At 62.5% G+C, this 17,959-nt stretch carries 8 protein-coding genes and 6 rRNA genes; 2 read left to right on the forward strand and 12 right to left on the reverse strand.

The annotated features are described in order from the left end of the window. Positions 1–43: 43 nt before the first annotated feature. The 6 genes from rrf (OG580_RS15570) to OG580_RS15595 form a co-directional block, all read right to left on the reverse strand. Positions 44–160, reverse strand: a 5S ribosomal RNA gene (gene rrf / locus OG580_RS15570). Positions 161–247: 87 nt separating this feature from the next. Continuing rightward, positions 248–3,370, reverse strand: a 23S ribosomal RNA gene (locus OG580_RS15575). A gap of 288 nt (positions 3,371–3,658) precedes the next feature. After that, positions 3,659–5,184: ribosomal RNA gene (locus OG580_RS15580) — 16S ribosomal RNA — on the reverse strand. Positions 5,185–5,810: 626 nt separating this feature from the next. Continuing rightward, positions 5,811–5,927 (reverse strand): 5S ribosomal RNA (gene rrf, locus OG580_RS15585). Between the two features lie 87 nt (positions 5,928–6,014). Beyond that, positions 6,015–9,137: ribosomal RNA gene (locus OG580_RS15590) — 23S ribosomal RNA — on the reverse strand. 288 nt (positions 9,138–9,425) lie between these two features. Then, positions 9,426–10,951, reverse strand: a 16S ribosomal RNA gene (locus tag OG580_RS15595). Together the 16S, 23S and 5S rRNA genes form the textbook arrangement of a ribosomal RNA operon. A 754-nt stretch (positions 10,952–11,705) precedes the next feature. On the opposite strand from OG580_RS15595, the gene trpS reads away from it, so the two are divergent. Then, entirely contained in the window at positions 11,706–12,704 is a 999-nt protein-coding gene (gene trpS, locus OG580_RS15600; RefSeq protein ID WP_267044274.1) for a tryptophan--tRNA ligase, read from the forward strand. Here trpS and OG580_RS15605 read toward each other — a convergent pair. Further along, a complete protein-coding gene (locus OG580_RS15605) occupies positions 12,671–13,714 on the reverse strand; it encodes a GlxA family transcriptional regulator (protein WP_267044275.1) in 1,044 nt (347 codons plus the stop codon). The genes trpS and OG580_RS15605 overlap by 34 nt on opposite strands. A gap of 45 nt (positions 13,715–13,759) precedes the next feature. On the opposite strand from OG580_RS15605, the gene OG580_RS15610 reads away from it, so the two are divergent. Next, positions 13,760–14,362, forward strand: a complete 603-nt coding sequence (locus tag OG580_RS15610) for a cysteine hydrolase family protein (RefSeq protein ID WP_267044276.1) — start codon at positions 13,760–13,762, stop codon at positions 14,360–14,362. A gap of 18 nt (positions 14,363–14,380) precedes the next feature. Here OG580_RS15610 and proC read toward each other — a convergent pair whose 3' ends face one another. From proC to OG580_RS15635, 5 genes are all read right to left on the reverse strand, one after another. Next, complete coding sequence (proC, locus tag OG580_RS15615; RefSeq protein ID WP_267044277.1) at positions 14,381–15,190, reverse strand: pyrroline-5-carboxylate reductase; 810 nt, start codon at positions 15,188–15,190, stop codon at positions 14,381–14,383. 118 nt (positions 15,191–15,308) lie between these two features. Then, complete coding sequence (locus tag OG580_RS15620) at positions 15,309–16,046, reverse strand: ABC transporter permease (RefSeq protein WP_267044278.1); 738 nt, start codon at positions 16,044–16,046, stop codon at positions 15,309–15,311. Further along, positions 16,043–16,897, reverse strand: a complete 855-nt coding sequence (locus OG580_RS15625; RefSeq protein ID WP_267044279.1) for an ABC transporter ATP-binding protein — start codon at positions 16,895–16,897, stop codon at positions 16,043–16,045. The genes OG580_RS15620 and OG580_RS15625 overlap by 4 nt, the downstream gene beginning before the upstream one ends. 90 nt (positions 16,898–16,987) lie before the next feature. Beyond that, on the reverse strand, positions 16,988–17,512 hold the full coding sequence (locus OG580_RS15630; protein WP_267044280.1) for a hypothetical protein: 525 nt from the start codon (positions 17,510–17,512) through the stop codon (positions 16,988–16,990). A 35-nt stretch (positions 17,513–17,547) separates the two neighbouring features. After that, entirely contained in the window at positions 17,548–17,865 is a 318-nt protein-coding gene (locus OG580_RS15635) for an SH3 domain-containing protein (protein ID WP_267044281.1), read from the reverse strand. Positions 17,866–17,959: the final 94 nt, after the last annotated feature.

The raw sequence follows: 17,959 nt of genomic DNA on the forward strand, positions 1-17,959 counted from the left end.
GCCTCAACCCCCGGACAGAGTCCGGGGGTTGAGGCTAAAAATTGTTCGGCGGCGTCCTACTCTCCCACAGGGTCCCCCCTGCAGTACCATCGGCGCTGAAAGGCTTAGCTTCCGGGTTCGGAATGTAACCGGGCGTTTCCCTAACGCTATGACCACCGAAACACTATGAAGATATGAACCGCCGCACCACCCAAACGAGGGGGGCGTGTTCGTTACTTCAGAACTAACACAGTGGACGCGAGCAACTGAGGACAAGCCCTCGGCCTATTAGTACCGGTCAGCTCCACCCATTACTGGGCTTCCACATCCGGCCTATCAACCCAGTCGTCTACTGGGAGCCTTACCCTCTCAAGGAGGTGGGAATACTCATCTCGAAGCAGGCTTCCCGCTTAGATGCTTTCAGCGGTTATCCCTCCCGAACGTAGCCAACCAGCCATGCCCTTGGCAGGACAACTGGCACACCAGAGGTTCGTCCGTCCCGGTCCTCTCGTACTAGGGACAGCCCTTCTCAATATTCCTGCGCGCGCAGCGGATAGGGACCGAACTGTCTCACGACGTTCTAAACCCAGCTCGCGTACCGCTTTAATGGGCGAACAGCCCAACCCTTGGGACCGACTCCAGCCCCAGGATGCGACGAGCCGACATCGAGGTGCCAAACCATCCCGTCGATATGGACTCTTGGGGAAGATCAGCCTGTTATCCCCGGGGTACCTTTTATCCGTTGAGCGACGGCGCTTCCACAAGCCACCGCCGGATCACTAGTCCCGACTTTCGTCCCTGCTCGACCCGTCGGTCTCACAGTCAAGCTCCCTTGTGCACTTACACTCAACACCTGATTGCCAACCAGGCTGAGGGAACCTTTGGGCGCCTCCGTTACCCTTTGGGAGGCAACCGCCCCAGTTAAACTACCCATCAGACACTGTCCCTGATCCGGATCACGGACCGAGGTTAGACATCCAGCACGACCAGAGTGGTATTTCAACGGCGACTCCACCATGACTGGCGTCACGGCTTCAAAGTCTCCCACCTATCCTACACAAGCCGAACCGAACACCAATATCAAACTGTAGTAAAGGTCCCGGGGTCTTTCCGTCCTGCTGCGCGAAACGAGCATCTTTACTCGTAGTGCAATTTCACCGGGCCTATGGTTGAGACAGTCGAGAAGTCGTTACGCCATTCGTGCAGGTCGGAACTTACCCGACAAGGAATTTCGCTACCTTAGGATGGTTATAGTTACCACCGCCGTTTACTGGCGCTTAAGTTCTCAGCTTCGCCACACCGAAATGTGACTAACCGGTCCCCTTAACGTTCCAGCACCGGGCAGGCGTCAGTCCGTATACATCGCCTTACGGCTTCGCACGGACCTGTGTTTTTAGTAAACAGTCGCTTCTCGCTGGTCTCTGCGGCCACCCCCAGCTCACGGAGTAAATCCGATCACCAGTGATGGCCCCCCTTCTCCCGAAGTTACGGGGGCATTTTGCCGAGTTCCTTAACCATAGTTCACCCGAACGCCTCGGTATTCTCTACCTGACCACCTGAGTCGGTTTAGGGTACGGGCCGCCATGAAACTCGCTAGAGGCTTTTCTCGACAGCATAGGATCATCCACTTCACCACAATCGGCTCGGCATCAGGTCTCAGGCTTAATGTGTGACGGATTTGCCTATCACACGCCCTACACCCTTACCCCGGGACTACCACCGCCCGGGCTGGACTACCTTCCTGCGTCACCCCATCGCTTACCTACTACAAGTCTGGTTCGCCGGCTCCACCACTTTCCTTTCCCCGAAGGGTCCGGAACGGCTTCACGGGCTTAGCATCGCCTGATTCGATATTGGGCGTTTCAAAGCGGGTACCGGAATATCAACCGGTTGTCCATCGACTACGCCTGTCGGCCTCGCCTTAGGTCCCGACTTACCCTGGGCAGATCAGCTTGACCCAGGAACCCTTAGTCAATCGGCGCACACGTTTCTCACGTGTGTATCGCTACTCATGCCTGCATTCTCACTCGTGAACCGTCCACAACTCGCTTCCGCGGCTGCTTCACCCGGCACACGACGCTCCCCTACCCATCACAGCGGGCGTTGGCCCTATTGCTGCAATGACACGACTTCGGCGGTACGCTTGAGCCCCGCTACATTGTCGGCGCGGAATCACTTGACCAGTGAGCTATTACGCACTCTTTCAAGGGTGGCTGCTTCTAAGCCAACCTCCTGGTTGTCTCTGCGACTCCACATCCTTTCCCACTTAGCGTACGCTTAGGGGCCTTAGTCGATGCTCTGGGCTGTTTCCCTCTCGACCATGGAGCTTATCCCCCACAGTCTCACTGCCGTGCTCTCACTTACCGGCATTCGGAGTTTGGCTAAGGTCAGTAACCCGGTAGGGCCCATCGCCTATCCAGTGCTCTACCTCCGGCAAGAAACACACGACGCTGCACCTAAATGCATTTCGGGGAGAACCAGCTATCACGGAGTTTGATTGGCCTTTCACCCCTAACCACAGGTCATCCCCCAGGTTTTCAACCCTGGTGGGTTCGGTCCTCCACGAAGTCTTACCTCCGCTTCAACCTGCCCATGGCTAGATCACTCCGCTTCGGGTCTTGAGCGTGCTACTGAATCGCCCTATTCGGACTCGCTTTCGCTACGGCTTCCCCACACGGGTTAACCTCGCAACACACCGCAAACTCGCAGGCTCATTCTTCAAAAGGCACGCAGTCACGACCCATTGGGTAAACCCAATGAGCGACGCTCCCACGGCTTGTAGGCACACGGTTTCAGGTACTATTTCACTCCGCTCCCGCGGTACTTTTCACCATTCCCTCACGGTACTATCCGCTATCGGTCACCAGGGAATATTTAGGCTTAGCGGGTGGTCCCGCCAGATTCACACGGGATTTCTCGGGCCCCGTGCTACTTGGGTGTCTCTCAAACGAGCCGTTAATGTTTCAGCTACGGGGGTCTTACCCTCTACGCCGGACCTTTCGCATGTCCTTCGCCTACATCAACGGTTTCTGACTCGTCTCACAGCCGGCAGACTGTGAAAGAGAGATCCCACAACCCCGCATGCGCAACCCCTGCCGGGTATCACACGCATACGGTTTGGCCTCATCCGGTTTCGCTCGCCACTACTCCCGGAATCACGGTTGTTTTCTCTTCCTGAGGGTACTGAGATGTTTCACTTCCCCTCGTTCCCTCCACATGCCCTATGTGTTCAGGCATGGGTGACAGCCCATGACGACTGCCGGGTTTCCCCATTCGGAAACCCCCGGATCAAAGCCTGGTTGACGGCTCCCCGGGGACTATCGTGGCCTCCCACGTCCTTCATCGGTTCCTGGTGCCAAGGCATCCACCGTGCGCCCTTAAAAACTTGGCCACAGATGCTCGCGTCCACTGTGTAGTTCTCAAACAACGACCAGCCACCCATCACCCTGCTCCATAAAGAAGCAAGTTCACTGGGGCCGGCATCACGAAGGCAACGACCATACGGCCGCACCCTCAGATACCCAACAACGTGCCAAGCACAGCCGATTCATCGATCCCGTTTTCCACGCCGAAGCAGTACTCACGATCTCTCAGACAGCGACTGTGCCAACTAATCAACGTTCCACCCATGAGCTGACCGTGCAGAACGTTTGTCTGCAATCGGTACTGTGCTCCTTAGAAAGGAGGTGATCCAGCCGCACCTTCCGGTACGGCTACCTTGTTACGACTTCGTCCCAATCGCCAGTCCCACCTTCGACAGCTCCCTCCCACAAGGGGTTGGGCCACCGGCTTCGGGTGTTACCGACTTTCGTGACGTGACGGGCGGTGTGTACAAGGCCCGGGAACGTATTCACCGCAGCAATGCTGATCTGCGATTACTAGCAACTCCGACTTCATGGGGTCGAGTTGCAGACCCCAATCCGAACTGAGACCGGCTTTTTGAGATTCGCTCCGCCTCGCGGCATCGCAGCTCTTTGTACCGGCCATTGTAGCACGTGTGCAGCCCAAGACATAAGGGGCATGATGACTTGACGTCGTCCCCACCTTCCTCCGAGTTGACCCCGGCGGTCTCCTGTGAGTCCCCATCACCCCGAAGGGCATGCTGGCAACACAGGACAAGGGTTGCGCTCGTTGCGGGACTTAACCCAACATCTCACGACACGAGCTGACGACAGCCATGCACCACCTGTATACCGACCACAAGGGGGGCACTATCTCTAATGCTTTCCGGTATATGTCAAGCCTTGGTAAGGTTCTTCGCGTTGCGTCGAATTAAGCCACATGCTCCGCTGCTTGTGCGGGCCCCCGTCAATTCCTTTGAGTTTTAGCCTTGCGGCCGTACTCCCCAGGCGGGGAACTTAATGCGTTAGCTGCGGCACCGACGACGTGGAATGTCGCCAACACCTAGTTCCCAACGTTTACGGCGTGGACTACCAGGGTATCTAATCCTGTTCGCTCCCCACGCTTTCGCTCCTCAGCGTCAGTAATGGCCCAGAGATCCGCCTTCGCCACCGGTGTTCCTCCTGATATCTGCGCATTTCACCGCTACACCAGGAATTCCGATCTCCCCTACCACACTCTAGCCTGCCCGTATCGGATGCAGACCCGGGGTTAAGCCCCGGGCTTTCACACCCGACGTGACAAGCCGCCTACGAGCTCTTTACGCCCAATAATTCCGGACAACGCTTGCGCCCTACGTATTACCGCGGCTGCTGGCACGTAGTTAGCCGGCGCTTCTTCTGCAGGTACCGTCACTTTCGCTTCTTCCCTGCTGAAAGAGGTTTACAACCCGAAGGCCGTCATCCCTCACGCGGCGTCGCTGCATCAGGCTTTCGCCCATTGTGCAATATTCCCCACTGCTGCCTCCCGTAGGAGTCTGGGCCGTGTCTCAGTCCCAGTGTGGCCGGTCGCCCTCTCAGGCCGGCTACCCGTCGTCGCCTTGGTAGGCCATTACCCCACCAACAAGCTGATAGGCCGCGGGCTCATCCTTCACCGCCGGAGCTTTTAACCAGCCTCCATGCGGAAGCCGGTGTTATCCGGTATTAGACCCCGTTTCCAGGGCTTGTCCCAGAGTGAAGGGCAGATTGCCCACGTGTTACTCACCCGTTCGCCACTAATCCACCCCGAAGGGCTTCATCGTTCGACTTGCATGTGTTAAGCACGCCGCCAGCGTTCGTCCTGAGCCAGGATCAAACTCTCCGTGAATGTTTACCCGTAATCGGGTCGACACCACGAGAGCGGAACGATCGAGTCGGAATAAGACCGATCGTTCACAGCGTCCTCGCTGTGCGCCACCCGGCTAAGGGTGGACTTTTTCAAAGGAACCTCGACCATCCGAAGATGGACGGGGTATCAACTAATCTGGCGTTGATTTTTGGCACGCTGTTGAGTTCTCAAGGAACGGACGCTTCCTTTGTACTCACCCTCTCGGGCTTTCCTCCGGGCTTCCCTTCGGTATTTCGTGTTTCCGACTCTATCAGATCTTTCCGATCCGATTTCCTCGGTGCTTTCCGGTCCCTTTCGCTTTCGCGTTAGGCCCTTCCGGCGGTTCCGAGTCTATCAGATCTTTTCGGCCTGATTTCCTCGGTGCTTTCCGGTCCCTGAGCTTTCGCTCTGGTCCCTTCCTGCGTCTCCGACTCTATCAGATGTTTAGGGGTCCGATTCCCACGTCCGGCGCCTCCGCCGGCACGTCTCCAGACGTGCTCCGGGCCGGAGCGACCAGGTGCGTTGCCGTGCCGGCCCGGCCCACCGCGAGAGGAGTGGCCGGCTGATTGGCCCGTAAACGCAGAAAAGCCCCGCACCATAAGGTGCGGGGCTTTCCCACAATGATTGTTCGGCGGCGTCCTACTCTCCCACAGGGTCCCCCCTGCAGTACCATCGGCGCTGAAAGGCTTAGCTTCCGGGTTCGGAATGTAACCGGGCGTTTCCCTAACGCTATGACCACCGAAACACTATGAAGATATGAACCGCCGCACCACCCAAACGAGGGGGGCGTGTTCGTTACTTCAGAACTAACACAGTGGACGCGAGCAACTGAGGACAAGCCCTCGGCCTATTAGTACCGGTCAGCTCCACCCATTACTGGGCTTCCACATCCGGCCTATCAACCCAGTCGTCTACTGGGAGCCTTACCCTCTCAAGGAGGTGGGAATACTCATCTCGAAGCAGGCTTCCCGCTTAGATGCTTTCAGCGGTTATCCCTCCCGAACGTAGCCAACCAGCCATGCCCTTGGCAGGACAACTGGCACACCAGAGGTTCGTCCGTCCCGGTCCTCTCGTACTAGGGACAGCCCTTCTCAATATTCCTGCGCGCGCAGCGGATAGGGACCGAACTGTCTCACGACGTTCTAAACCCAGCTCGCGTACCGCTTTAATGGGCGAACAGCCCAACCCTTGGGACCGACTCCAGCCCCAGGATGCGACGAGCCGACATCGAGGTGCCAAACCATCCCGTCGATATGGACTCTTGGGGAAGATCAGCCTGTTATCCCCGGGGTACCTTTTATCCGTTGAGCGACGGCGCTTCCACAAGCCACCGCCGGATCACTAGTCCCGACTTTCGTCCCTGCTCGACCCGTCGGTCTCACAGTCAAGCTCCCTTGTGCACTTACACTCAACACCTGATTGCCAACCAGGCTGAGGGAACCTTTGGGCGCCTCCGTTACCCTTTGGGAGGCAACCGCCCCAGTTAAACTACCCATCAGACACTGTCCCTGATCCGGATCACGGACCGAGGTTAGACATCCAGCACGACCAGAGTGGTATTTCAACGGCGACTCCACCATGACTGGCGTCACGGCTTCAAAGTCTCCCACCTATCCTACACAAGCCGAACCGAACACCAATATCAAACTGTAGTAAAGGTCCCGGGGTCTTTCCGTCCTGCTGCGCGAAACGAGCATCTTTACTCGTAGTGCAATTTCACCGGGCCTATGGTTGAGACAGTCGAGAAGTCGTTACGCCATTCGTGCAGGTCGGAACTTACCCGACAAGGAATTTCGCTACCTTAGGATGGTTATAGTTACCACCGCCGTTTACTGGCGCTTAAGTTCTCAGCTTCGCCACACCGAAATGTGACTAACCGGTCCCCTTAACGTTCCAGCACCGGGCAGGCGTCAGTCCGTATACATCGCCTTACGGCTTCGCACGGACCTGTGTTTTTAGTAAACAGTCGCTTCTCGCTGGTCTCTGCGGCCACCCCCAGCTCACGGAGTAAATCCGATCACCAGTGATGGCCCCCCTTCTCCCGAAGTTACGGGGGCATTTTGCCGAGTTCCTTAACCATAGTTCACCCGAACGCCTCGGTATTCTCTACCTGACCACCTGAGTCGGTTTAGGGTACGGGCCGCCATGAAACTCGCTAGAGGCTTTTCTCGACAGCATAGGATCATCCACTTCACCACAATCGGCTCGGCATCAGGTCTCAGGCTTAATGTGTGACGGATTTGCCTATCACACGCCCTACACCCTTACCCCGGGACTACCACCGCCCGGGCTGGACTACCTTCCTGCGTCACCCCATCGCTTACCTACTACAAGTCTGGTTCGCCGGCTCCACCACTTTCCTTTCCCCGAAGGGTCCGGAACGGCTTCACGGGCTTAGCATCGCCTGATTCGATATTGGGCGTTTCAAAGCGGGTACCGGAATATCAACCGGTTGTCCATCGACTACGCCTGTCGGCCTCGCCTTAGGTCCCGACTTACCCTGGGCAGATCAGCTTGACCCAGGAACCCTTAGTCAATCGGCGCACACGTTTCTCACGTGTGTATCGCTACTCATGCCTGCATTCTCACTCGTGAACCGTCCACAACTCGCTTCCGCGGCTGCTTCACCCGGCACACGACGCTCCCCTACCCATCACAGCGGGCGTTGGCCCTATTGCTGCAATGACACGACTTCGGCGGTACGCTTGAGCCCCGCTACATTGTCGGCGCGGAATCACTTGACCAGTGAGCTATTACGCACTCTTTCAAGGGTGGCTGCTTCTAAGCCAACCTCCTGGTTGTCTCTGCGACTCCACATCCTTTCCCACTTAGCGTACGCTTAGGGGCCTTAGTCGATGCTCTGGGCTGTTTCCCTCTCGACCATGGAGCTTATCCCCCACAGTCTCACTGCCGTGCTCTCACTTACCGGCATTCGGAGTTTGGCTAAGGTCAGTAACCCGGTAGGGCCCATCGCCTATCCAGTGCTCTACCTCCGGCAAGAAACACACGACGCTGCACCTAAATGCATTTCGGGGAGAACCAGCTATCACGGAGTTTGATTGGCCTTTCACCCCTAACCACAGGTCATCCCCCAGGTTTTCAACCCTGGTGGGTTCGGTCCTCCACGAAGTCTTACCTCCGCTTCAACCTGCCCATGGCTAGATCACTCCGCTTCGGGTCTTGAGCGTGCTACTGAATCGCCCTATTCGGACTCGCTTTCGCTACGGCTTCCCCACACGGGTTAACCTCGCAACACACCGCAAACTCGCAGGCTCATTCTTCAAAAGGCACGCAGTCACGACCCATTGGGTAAACCCAATGAGCGACGCTCCCACGGCTTGTAGGCACACGGTTTCAGGTACTATTTCACTCCGCTCCCGCGGTACTTTTCACCATTCCCTCACGGTACTATCCGCTATCGGTCACCAGGGAATATTTAGGCTTAGCGGGTGGTCCCGCCAGATTCACACGGGATTTCTCGGGCCCCGTGCTACTTGGGTGTCTCTCAAACGAGCCGTTAATGTTTCAGCTACGGGGGTCTTACCCTCTACGCCGGACCTTTCGCATGTCCTTCGCCTACATCAACGGTTTCTGACTCGTCTCACAGCCGGCAGACTGTGAAAGAGAGATCCCACAACCCCGCATGCGCAACCCCTGCCGGGTATCACACGCATACGGTTTGGCCTCATCCGGTTTCGCTCGCCACTACTCCCGGAATCACGGTTGTTTTCTCTTCCTGAGGGTACTGAGATGTTTCACTTCCCCTCGTTCCCTCCACATGCCCTATGTGTTCAGGCATGGGTGACAGCCCATGACGACTGCCGGGTTTCCCCATTCGGAAACCCCCGGATCAAAGCCTGGTTGACGGCTCCCCGGGGACTATCGTGGCCTCCCACGTCCTTCATCGGTTCCTGGTGCCAAGGCATCCACCGTGCGCCCTTAAAAACTTGGCCACAGATGCTCGCGTCCACTGTGTAGTTCTCAAACAACGACCAGCCACCCATCACCCTGCTCCATAAAGAAGCAAGTTCACTGGGGCCGGCATCACGAAGGCAACGACCATACGGCCGCACCCTCAGATACCCAACAACGTGCCAAGCACAGCCGATTCATCGATCCCGTTTTCCACGCCGAAGCAGTACTCACGATCTCTCAGACAGCGACTGTGCCAACTAATCAACGTTCCACCCATGAGCTGACCGTGCAGAACGTTTGTCTGCAATCGGTACTGTGCTCCTTAGAAAGGAGGTGATCCAGCCGCACCTTCCGGTACGGCTACCTTGTTACGACTTCGTCCCAATCGCCAGTCCCACCTTCGACAGCTCCCTCCCACAAGGGGTTGGGCCACCGGCTTCGGGTGTTACCGACTTTCGTGACGTGACGGGCGGTGTGTACAAGGCCCGGGAACGTATTCACCGCAGCAATGCTGATCTGCGATTACTAGCAACTCCGACTTCATGGGGTCGAGTTGCAGACCCCAATCCGAACTGAGACCGGCTTTTTGAGATTCGCTCCGCCTCGCGGCATCGCAGCTCTTTGTACCGGCCATTGTAGCACGTGTGCAGCCCAAGACATAAGGGGCATGATGACTTGACGTCGTCCCCACCTTCCTCCGAGTTGACCCCGGCGGTCTCCTGTGAGTCCCCATCACCCCGAAGGGCATGCTGGCAACACAGGACAAGGGTTGCGCTCGTTGCGGGACTTAACCCAACATCTCACGACACGAGCTGACGACAGCCATGCACCACCTGTATACCGACCACAAGGGGGGCACTATCTCTAATGCTTTCCGGTATATGTCAAGCCTTGGTAAGGTTCTTCGCGTTGCGTCGAATTAAGCCACATGCTCCGCTGCTTGTGCGGGCCCCCGTCAATTCCTTTGAGTTTTAGCCTTGCGGCCGTACTCCCCAGGCGGGGAACTTAATGCGTTAGCTGCGGCACCGACGACGTGGAATGTCGCCAACACCTAGTTCCCAACGTTTACGGCGTGGACTACCAGGGTATCTAATCCTGTTCGCTCCCCACGCTTTCGCTCCTCAGCGTCAGTAATGGCCCAGAGATCCGCCTTCGCCACCGGTGTTCCTCCTGATATCTGCGCATTTCACCGCTACACCAGGAATTCCGATCTCCCCTACCACACTCTAGCCTGCCCGTATCGGATGCAGACCCGGGGTTAAGCCCCGGGCTTTCACACCCGACGTGACAAGCCGCCTACGAGCTCTTTACGCCCAATAATTCCGGACAACGCTTGCGCCCTACGTATTACCGCGGCTGCTGGCACGTAGTTAGCCGGCGCTTCTTCTGCAGGTACCGTCACTTTCGCTTCTTCCCTGCTGAAAGAGGTTTACAACCCGAAGGCCGTCATCCCTCACGCGGCGTCGCTGCATCAGGCTTTCGCCCATTGTGCAATATTCCCCACTGCTGCCTCCCGTAGGAGTCTGGGCCGTGTCTCAGTCCCAGTGTGGCCGGTCGCCCTCTCAGGCCGGCTACCCGTCGTCGCCTTGGTAGGCCATTACCCCACCAACAAGCTGATAGGCCGCGGGCTCATCCTTCACCGCCGGAGCTTTTAACCAGCTTCCATGCGGAAGCCGGTGTTATCCGGTATTAGACCCCGTTTCCAGGGCTTGTCCCAGAGTGAAGGGCAGATTGCCCACGTGTTACTCACCCGTTCGCCACTAATCCACCCCGAAGGGCTTCATCGTTCGACTTGCATGTGTTAAGCACGCCGCCAGCGTTCGTCCTGAGCCAGGATCAAACTCTCCGTGAATGTTTACCCGTAATCGGGTCGACACCACGAGAGCGGAACGATCGAGTCGGAATAAGACCGATCGTTCACAGCGTCCTCGCTGTGCGCCACCCGGCTAAGGGTGGACTTTTTTCAAAGGAACCTCGACCATCCGAAGATGGACGGGGTATCAACTAATCTGGCGTTGATTTTTGGCACGCTGTTGAGTTCTCAAGGAACGGACGCTTCCTTTGTACTCACCCTCTCGGGCTTTCCTCCGGGCTTCCCTTCGTTCTTGTGTCTCCGACTCTATCAGATCCTTTCGGCGCCTGATTCCCAGTCAGCGGGATTTGTCTTTCCGGCTGTTCGGCCGTTCCGACGAGTGAGACTTTAGCGAATTCCTGCCTCCGACGCTAATCGGGCGGCCTGCGCTCAAACCTTCGAACGCGGATTCCTCGTTTCGCAAAAACACACGGGAAGACGGACGGCGCGACAAGGCGTCGTCAGCTTCTGTGGGTCTTGCGGAATGGCTGTCCGGGGCCGACCGGAGTCGGTGCTCACGTCGGACAACTCGGAGAACACTACGGACCTGGTAATCCCGTGTCAACCCCGGTCCTCGGGCGTAGCCTCTCCGTATGAGTACGCATGCGCACACCACCCAGTGGTGGGCCGCCTGACCGGCGGCCCGCACTCGCGCATGTACCAAGCGGCCGCCGTCTCGGCGGCCGTTCGCGTATCCCCCTCCGGGAGCCGGGCCGTCGGGCCGGTGGCCCGTAGCTGAGGGAGAAGGAACGCGATGACGAGGATCTTCAGCGGGATCAAGCCCACCGGGCATCTGACGCTGGGCAACTACCTCGGGGCCGTACGGCGGTGGGTCGAGGTCGACCAGCATCGGGCGGAGGCGCTGTTCAGCGTCGTGGACCTGCACGCGCTGACCGTGGAGCACGATCCGGCGCGGGTGCGGCGGCTCAGCCGGCAGGCGGCGACGCTGCTGCTGGCCGCCGGGCTGGATCCGGAGCTGTGCACCTTGTTCGTGCAGAGCCATGTGGACGAGCACGCCAGGCTCTCCTATCTGCTGGAGTGCACGGCCACCGACGGCGAGCTGCGGCGGATGATCCAGTACAAGGAGAAGAGCGTGGCGGCGCGGGCGGCCGGGGAGGGTGTGCGGCTGTCGCTGCTGACGTATCCGGTGCTGATGGCGGCGGACATCCTGGCCTACGGGACCGATGAGGTGCCGGTGGGTGAGGACCAGACGCAGCACGTGGAGCTGACGCGGGACCTGGCGGTGCGGTTCAACCAGCGGTACGGGCACACGTTCACCGTGCCGAGGGCAACGCGGCCGAGGGTGGCGGCGCGGGTCATGGACCTGCAGGACCCCACGTCGAAGATGGGGAAGTCGCACGCGAACGGGGCCGGGATCGTCTATCTGCTGGACGACGCGGAGACCGTGCGGAGGAAGGTCATGCGGGCCGTGACCGACAGCGGGCGGGTCGTGGAGTACGACCGGGACGTCAAGCCGGGACTCGCAAATCTGCTCGATCTGATGGCGGCCGCGACGGACGGGAACCCGGAGGAGCTGGCCGGTGTATACGAATCGTACGGAGCGTTGAAGAAGGACACGGCGGACGCGGTCGTCGAGCTGCTGAGGCCCCTGCGGGAGCGGCATGCCGAGCTCGCGGCGGACCAGGGCTATGTGGATCAGGTGCTACGGGACGGGGCCGAGCGGGCCCGGGGGACGGCGCGGCCGTTGGTGGACCGGGCCTATCGCGCGATCGGGTTGTTGCCCGCGGGGTGACGGAAGGCGTTGCGGTAGTCGCGTGGGCTGGTGGCGAGGTGCGAGGCGAAGTGCTGGCGCATCGTGACCTCGCTGCCGAAGCCCGCGCGGCGGGCCACCTCGGGGAGGGGATGGTCGGTGAGTTCGAGGAGTTTCTGGGCGGCGGCGACGCGCTGGGTGATGAGCCAGTGCAGGGGGGTGGTTCCGGTGGTGGCCTGGAAGTGGCGGGCGAAGGAGCGGGGGGACATGCCGGCGTGGGCCGCGAGGCTCGCGACGGTGTGGGGTTCGTCGAGGTGCGCGAGGGCGTGGGCACGGACGACGGCGAGGGCATCGGCGTCGCGGTCGGCGCGTGGGGTGGGGTGCTCGATGAACTGGGCCTGGGTTCCCGTGCGGAAGGGGGCGGTGACCATGGAGCGGGCGACGGAGGCGGCAGCTTCGGCTCCGTGGGCGGTGCGGACGAGGTGGAGGCAGAGGTCGATACCGGCGGCGGTGCCGGCCGAGGTCCAGATGCCGGAGTCCTCGACGAAGAGCGCGTCGGGCTCGACCCGGATCTCGGGGTGGCGGGTGGCGAGGGTCTGGGCCAGGTGCCAGTGGGTGACGGCCCGGCGGCCGTCGAGGAGGCCGGCGCGGGCGAGGACGAAGGCGCCGGCGCAGAGGGAGGCGACGGGGATGCCCGCGGTGTGGGCGCGGCGGAGGGCGTCGAGGACGGCTGCCGGCACGTCGGCGTCGGGGTCCTCTATACCGGGGACGAGCACCAGGTCCGCGGGGGTGAGCTCGTCGAGCCAGGTGAGGGGGCGGTCCGGGGTGAGGGTGAGGCCGCCGCGGAGGGGGACGGGGGTGTGCGGGTCTGCGGCGACCCGGTGGAGGTCGAAGGGCGGGACGCCGCGCAGGGTGCGGTCGCTGCCCCAGACCTCGGTGATGACGGAGACGTCGAAGGCGCGGATGCCGGGGAAGGAGAGGAGGGCGATGCGCTGGGGGCTGGGGGCTGGGGTCGGCTGCACGGGTGGCAGTAAACCATCGATCGTCGGCATTCAACCCTCTGGGGGAGGTGGCCGGGCGGCGGCAGGATCGTCCGTATGGAGATCGCGGAGAACGCAGCGCTGGTGGTCGTCGACGTGCAGAAGGGCTTCGAGGAGGAGTTCTGGGGGAAGCGGAACAACCCTGCCGCGGAGGAGAACATCGCGGAGCTGATCGACCTGTGGCAGGAGACGGGGCGTCCGGTCGCCTTCGTGCGGCACGACTCCCTGGAGGGCTCGCGGTCGCCGTTGCGGAAGGGGTACGTGGGGAACGACTTCAAGGACTTCGTCGAGGAGCGGCGGGGGAAGGGCGCCGGGCCTGAGCTGCTGGTGACGAAGTCGGTGAACTCGGCCTTCTACGGGGAGCCGTCGCTGGACGGGTGGCTGGCCGGGCTGGGCGTCGCGCAGATCGTGATCGTCGGGATCCAGACGAACATGTGCAACGAGACGACGGCCCGGATGGGCGGGAACCTCGGGTACGAGGTGGTGTTCCCGCTGGACGCGATGCACACCTTCGACCTGGAGGGGCCGTTCGGCTGGTCGCGGACGGCCGAGGAGCTCTCGCAGGCCACGGCCGTCTCGTTGCACGGGGGTGGGTTCGCGCAGGTCGTGACGGTGCGGGATGTGGTGGAGGGGGCTTCGGCTTCCGCCGGGGTGCGGTGACCCCGGCGGAGGGAGGCGTCAGCCGTTGCCGGAGGCGAGTTCGCGGCTGCGGTCGCGGGCGGCTTCGAGGGCGGCGATGAGGGCGGCCCGGACGCCGTGGTTCTCCAGCTCGCGGATGGCGCTGATGGTGGTGCCGGCCGGGGAGGTGACGGCCTCGCGGAGCTTGACGGGGTGCTCGCCGCTGTCGCGGAGCATCACGGCGGCGCCGATGGCGGCCTGGACGATGAGGTCGTGGGCCTGGGCGCGGGGCAGTCCGAGGAGGATGCCGGCGTCGGTCATGGCCTCGACGAGGAAGTAGAAGTAGGCCGGGCCTGAGCCGGAGAGGGCGGTGGCCGCGTCCTGCTGGGACTCGGGGACCCGGAGGGTCTTGCCGACGCCGCCGAAGATCTCCTCGGTGTGGACGAGGTGGGCGGGGGTGGCGTGGCTGCCGCCCGAGATGACGGACATGCCTTCGTCGACGAGGACGGGGGTGTTGGGCATGACGCGGACGACGGGGGTGCCGGCGGTGAGGCGCTCCTCGATGAAGGAGGTGGGGATGCCGGCGGCGGCGCTGATGACGAGGCGGTCGGCGGCGACGTGGGGGGCGAGCTCGTCGAGGAGGCGGCCCATGTCCTGCGGCTTGACGGCCAGGATCAGGGTGTCGGCGCGCTTGGCGGCCTCGGCGTTGGTGACGGCCTCGACGCCGTAGCGGGCGTGGAGCTCCTCGGCGCGTTCGGTGCGGCGGGCCGTGACCAGGAGGTTCGCGGGGCGCCAGCCGGCGCGGATCATCCCGCTGAGGAGCGCTTCACCGATCTTGCCGGTGCCGAGGACTGCGACGGTCTGGGTCATGGGGCTTTCACCTCGCCGGAAGGGGCTTGCGCCTGTTCGGGCGGATGAATGCGTTGTCCATCCGCCTGAACATCCTCGCACCGGGTGGTGGGGCTGTGCGTGGCTGTCCGAGGGGCGGTCATGCCGTGCGGCGGCGGAGGGTGGCCGCGCCGAGGGCGAGGACGAGGACGGCGCAGCCGGCGACGACGAGGGCGTCGCGGACGAAGTCGCCGGTGACGTCGGGGTGGCGGAGGACCTGGTTCATGCCGTCGACGGCGTACGACATGGGCAGGACGTCGGAGAGCGCTTCGAGGGCGGGGGCCATCTGGTCGCGCGGGGTGAAGAGTCCGCAGAGCAGGAGCTGGGGGAAGATCACGGCCGGCATGAACTGGACGGCCTGGAACTCCGAGGCGGCGAAGGCGGAGACGAAGAGGCCGAGGGCGGTGCCGAGGAGGGCGTCGAGGAGGGCGACCAGGAGGAGGAGCCAGGGGGAGCCGACGACGTCGAGGCCGAGGAACCAGACGGCGAGGCCGGTGGCCAGGACGGACTGGACGACGGCGAGGAGGCCGAAGGCGAGGGCGTAGCCGGCGATGAGGTCGGCCTTGCCGAGGGGCAGGGCGAGCAGCCGTTCCAGGGTGCCGGAGGTGCGCTCCCTGAGGGTGGCGATGGAGGTCACCAGGAACATCGTGATGAGCGGGAAGATGCCGAGCAGTGAGGCCCCGATGTTGTCGAAGGTGCCCGGGCTTCCGTCGAACACGTACCGGAGCAGGAAGAGCATGACGCAGGGCACGAGGAGCATCAGGGCGATCGAGCGGGGGTCGTGGCGCAGCTGACGCAGGACGCGGGCGGCGGTGGCGAGGGTGCGGGCGCTGCTCATGACCGGGGCTCCTCGTGGGCGGTGTCGGGGTGGCCTGCTCGGGCGGCGGCCGCGTCGACGAGGCGGAGGAAGGCCTCTTCGACGGTGGCGGTGTCGTTGCGGCGGCGGAGGGCCTCGGGGGTGTCCTCGGCGAGGATCTCGCCCTCGCGCATGAGGAGGAGGCGGTGGCAGCGTTCGGCCTCGTCCATGACGTGGGAGGAGACGAGGAGCGTCGTCCCGCGGTCGGCGGCGATCTGGTGGAAGAGGTTCCACAGGTCGCGACGGAGGACGGGGTCGAGGCCGACGGTGGGTTCGTCGAGGACGAGGAGCTCGGGGGTGCCGAGGAGGGCGACGGCGAGGGAGACCCGGCTGCGCTGGCCACCGGAGAGCCGGCCGGCGAGGGAGTCGGCGTGCGAGGTGAGGTCGACGTCGGTGATGGCCCGGTCGACGGCGGTGCGGCGGTCGTGGCGCAGGGCGCGGCCGGGGAGCAGGACGGCGGCGAAGTAGTCGAGGTTCTGGCGGACGGTGAGGTCGTCGTAGACGGAGGGGGCCTGGGTGACGTAGCCGATGCGGGAGCGGAGGGTGGGGTCGCCGGCGGGGCGGCCGAGGACCTGGAGGGTGCCGCCGACCTTGGCCTGGGTGCCGACGATCGCGCGCATCAGGGTGGTCTTGCCGCAGCCGGAGGGGCCGAGGAGGCCGGTGATGCGGCCGGACGGGACGGTGAAGTCGAGGCCGCGCAGGACGGTGCGCTCGCCGCGGACGGCGGTGAGGGCCTGGGCGGTGATGGCCGCGGGGGTGGCTGTGCCGTCGGCGTTGTCGGTTGTGGGGGCCGGTTCCGTCGAGCCCGTCACACCCGTCGGGTAATTCATCATGTGATGAATAGTGCTCCTGGGGGTGCCGGCCGTCAAGCATCCGCGCAGGGCGGAGCCAGGCGGGGCGGGTGGAGGGTGGAGCGGGGGTGGTTACTTGCGCTTGGGCTTCTTGCGGGCGGCCGGGTTGCCCGTGCGGGCGTCGCGGCGCTTCTCGTACTGGGCGCGAGACGTCTCGTACTCCGCGCGGCGCAGCTTCTCGCCGGGCGCCTCGGTGAAGGAGCGGAAGAAGTAGGCGAGGAGCGAGCCGATGAAGCCGATCGCCTTGAGGCTGCGCAGGGACTCCTCGCGGGCCGGGTCGGCGGGGCGGCGGAGGAAGCCCTCCCAGGTCTTGCGGAAGGCGATGGCGCTGCAGACCGCGAACATGACGACGACCAGCACGTTCACGAAACTGCCGATGTTCGCGATCTCCAGGCCTTCGTAGGCGAAGCGCAGCACGAAGCAGGCCGCGACGGCGGCGGCCAGCGAGCCGGCGGCCACGCCGACGCGGCGCAGCGCGTAGTTGCCGCTGCGGTCGACCCAGGTCGTACCGAAGAAACGGATCTCCTCGGGCTGCGGGCCGCCTGCCGTCGTGCTGGGGGTCTGCTCCGTGCCGGGGGTCTGCTCGTCGTCGCTCACGAGGTCGATTATCCCCGGAGCGAGAGAGGAGAGCCTCAGGCGCAGCGCGATGCGACGTAGCCGTCGCTGCCCGTGTTCACGTACGCGTCGGAGACGTACTCGCCCGGGGCGATGTTGTCCCAGAGGTTGGTGGTGCCGTACGGGCCGCTGATCCATTCGCCGGGCTTCTGGCAGTGGATCGGCACCGTGGAGCCCGCTGCCAGCGCCCGGACGATCGGGTACTGGGTGCTCGGGCCCGAGCGCACGTTGACCCGGTAGCCGGGCGCGGTCGCGTAGCGCTTGACCGTGCCCGTCGTCGTCACGGCCACAGCCGTCGTCACGGCCGCGGTGGCCTGCTTGTCGTCGGTCCCCATGGTGTCCTCCCCCATTGGCGCAAAAGCGCTCCGCCGAGTTTCACTCTCTGCGACGCGCAGGCTAGCAAGCCCCTCCGACATCGCGAACACCATG

Source organism: Streptomyces sp. NBC_00094 (genome assembly GCF_026343125.1).
GTDB lineage: Bacteria > Actinomycetota > Actinomycetes > Streptomycetales > Streptomycetaceae > Streptomyces.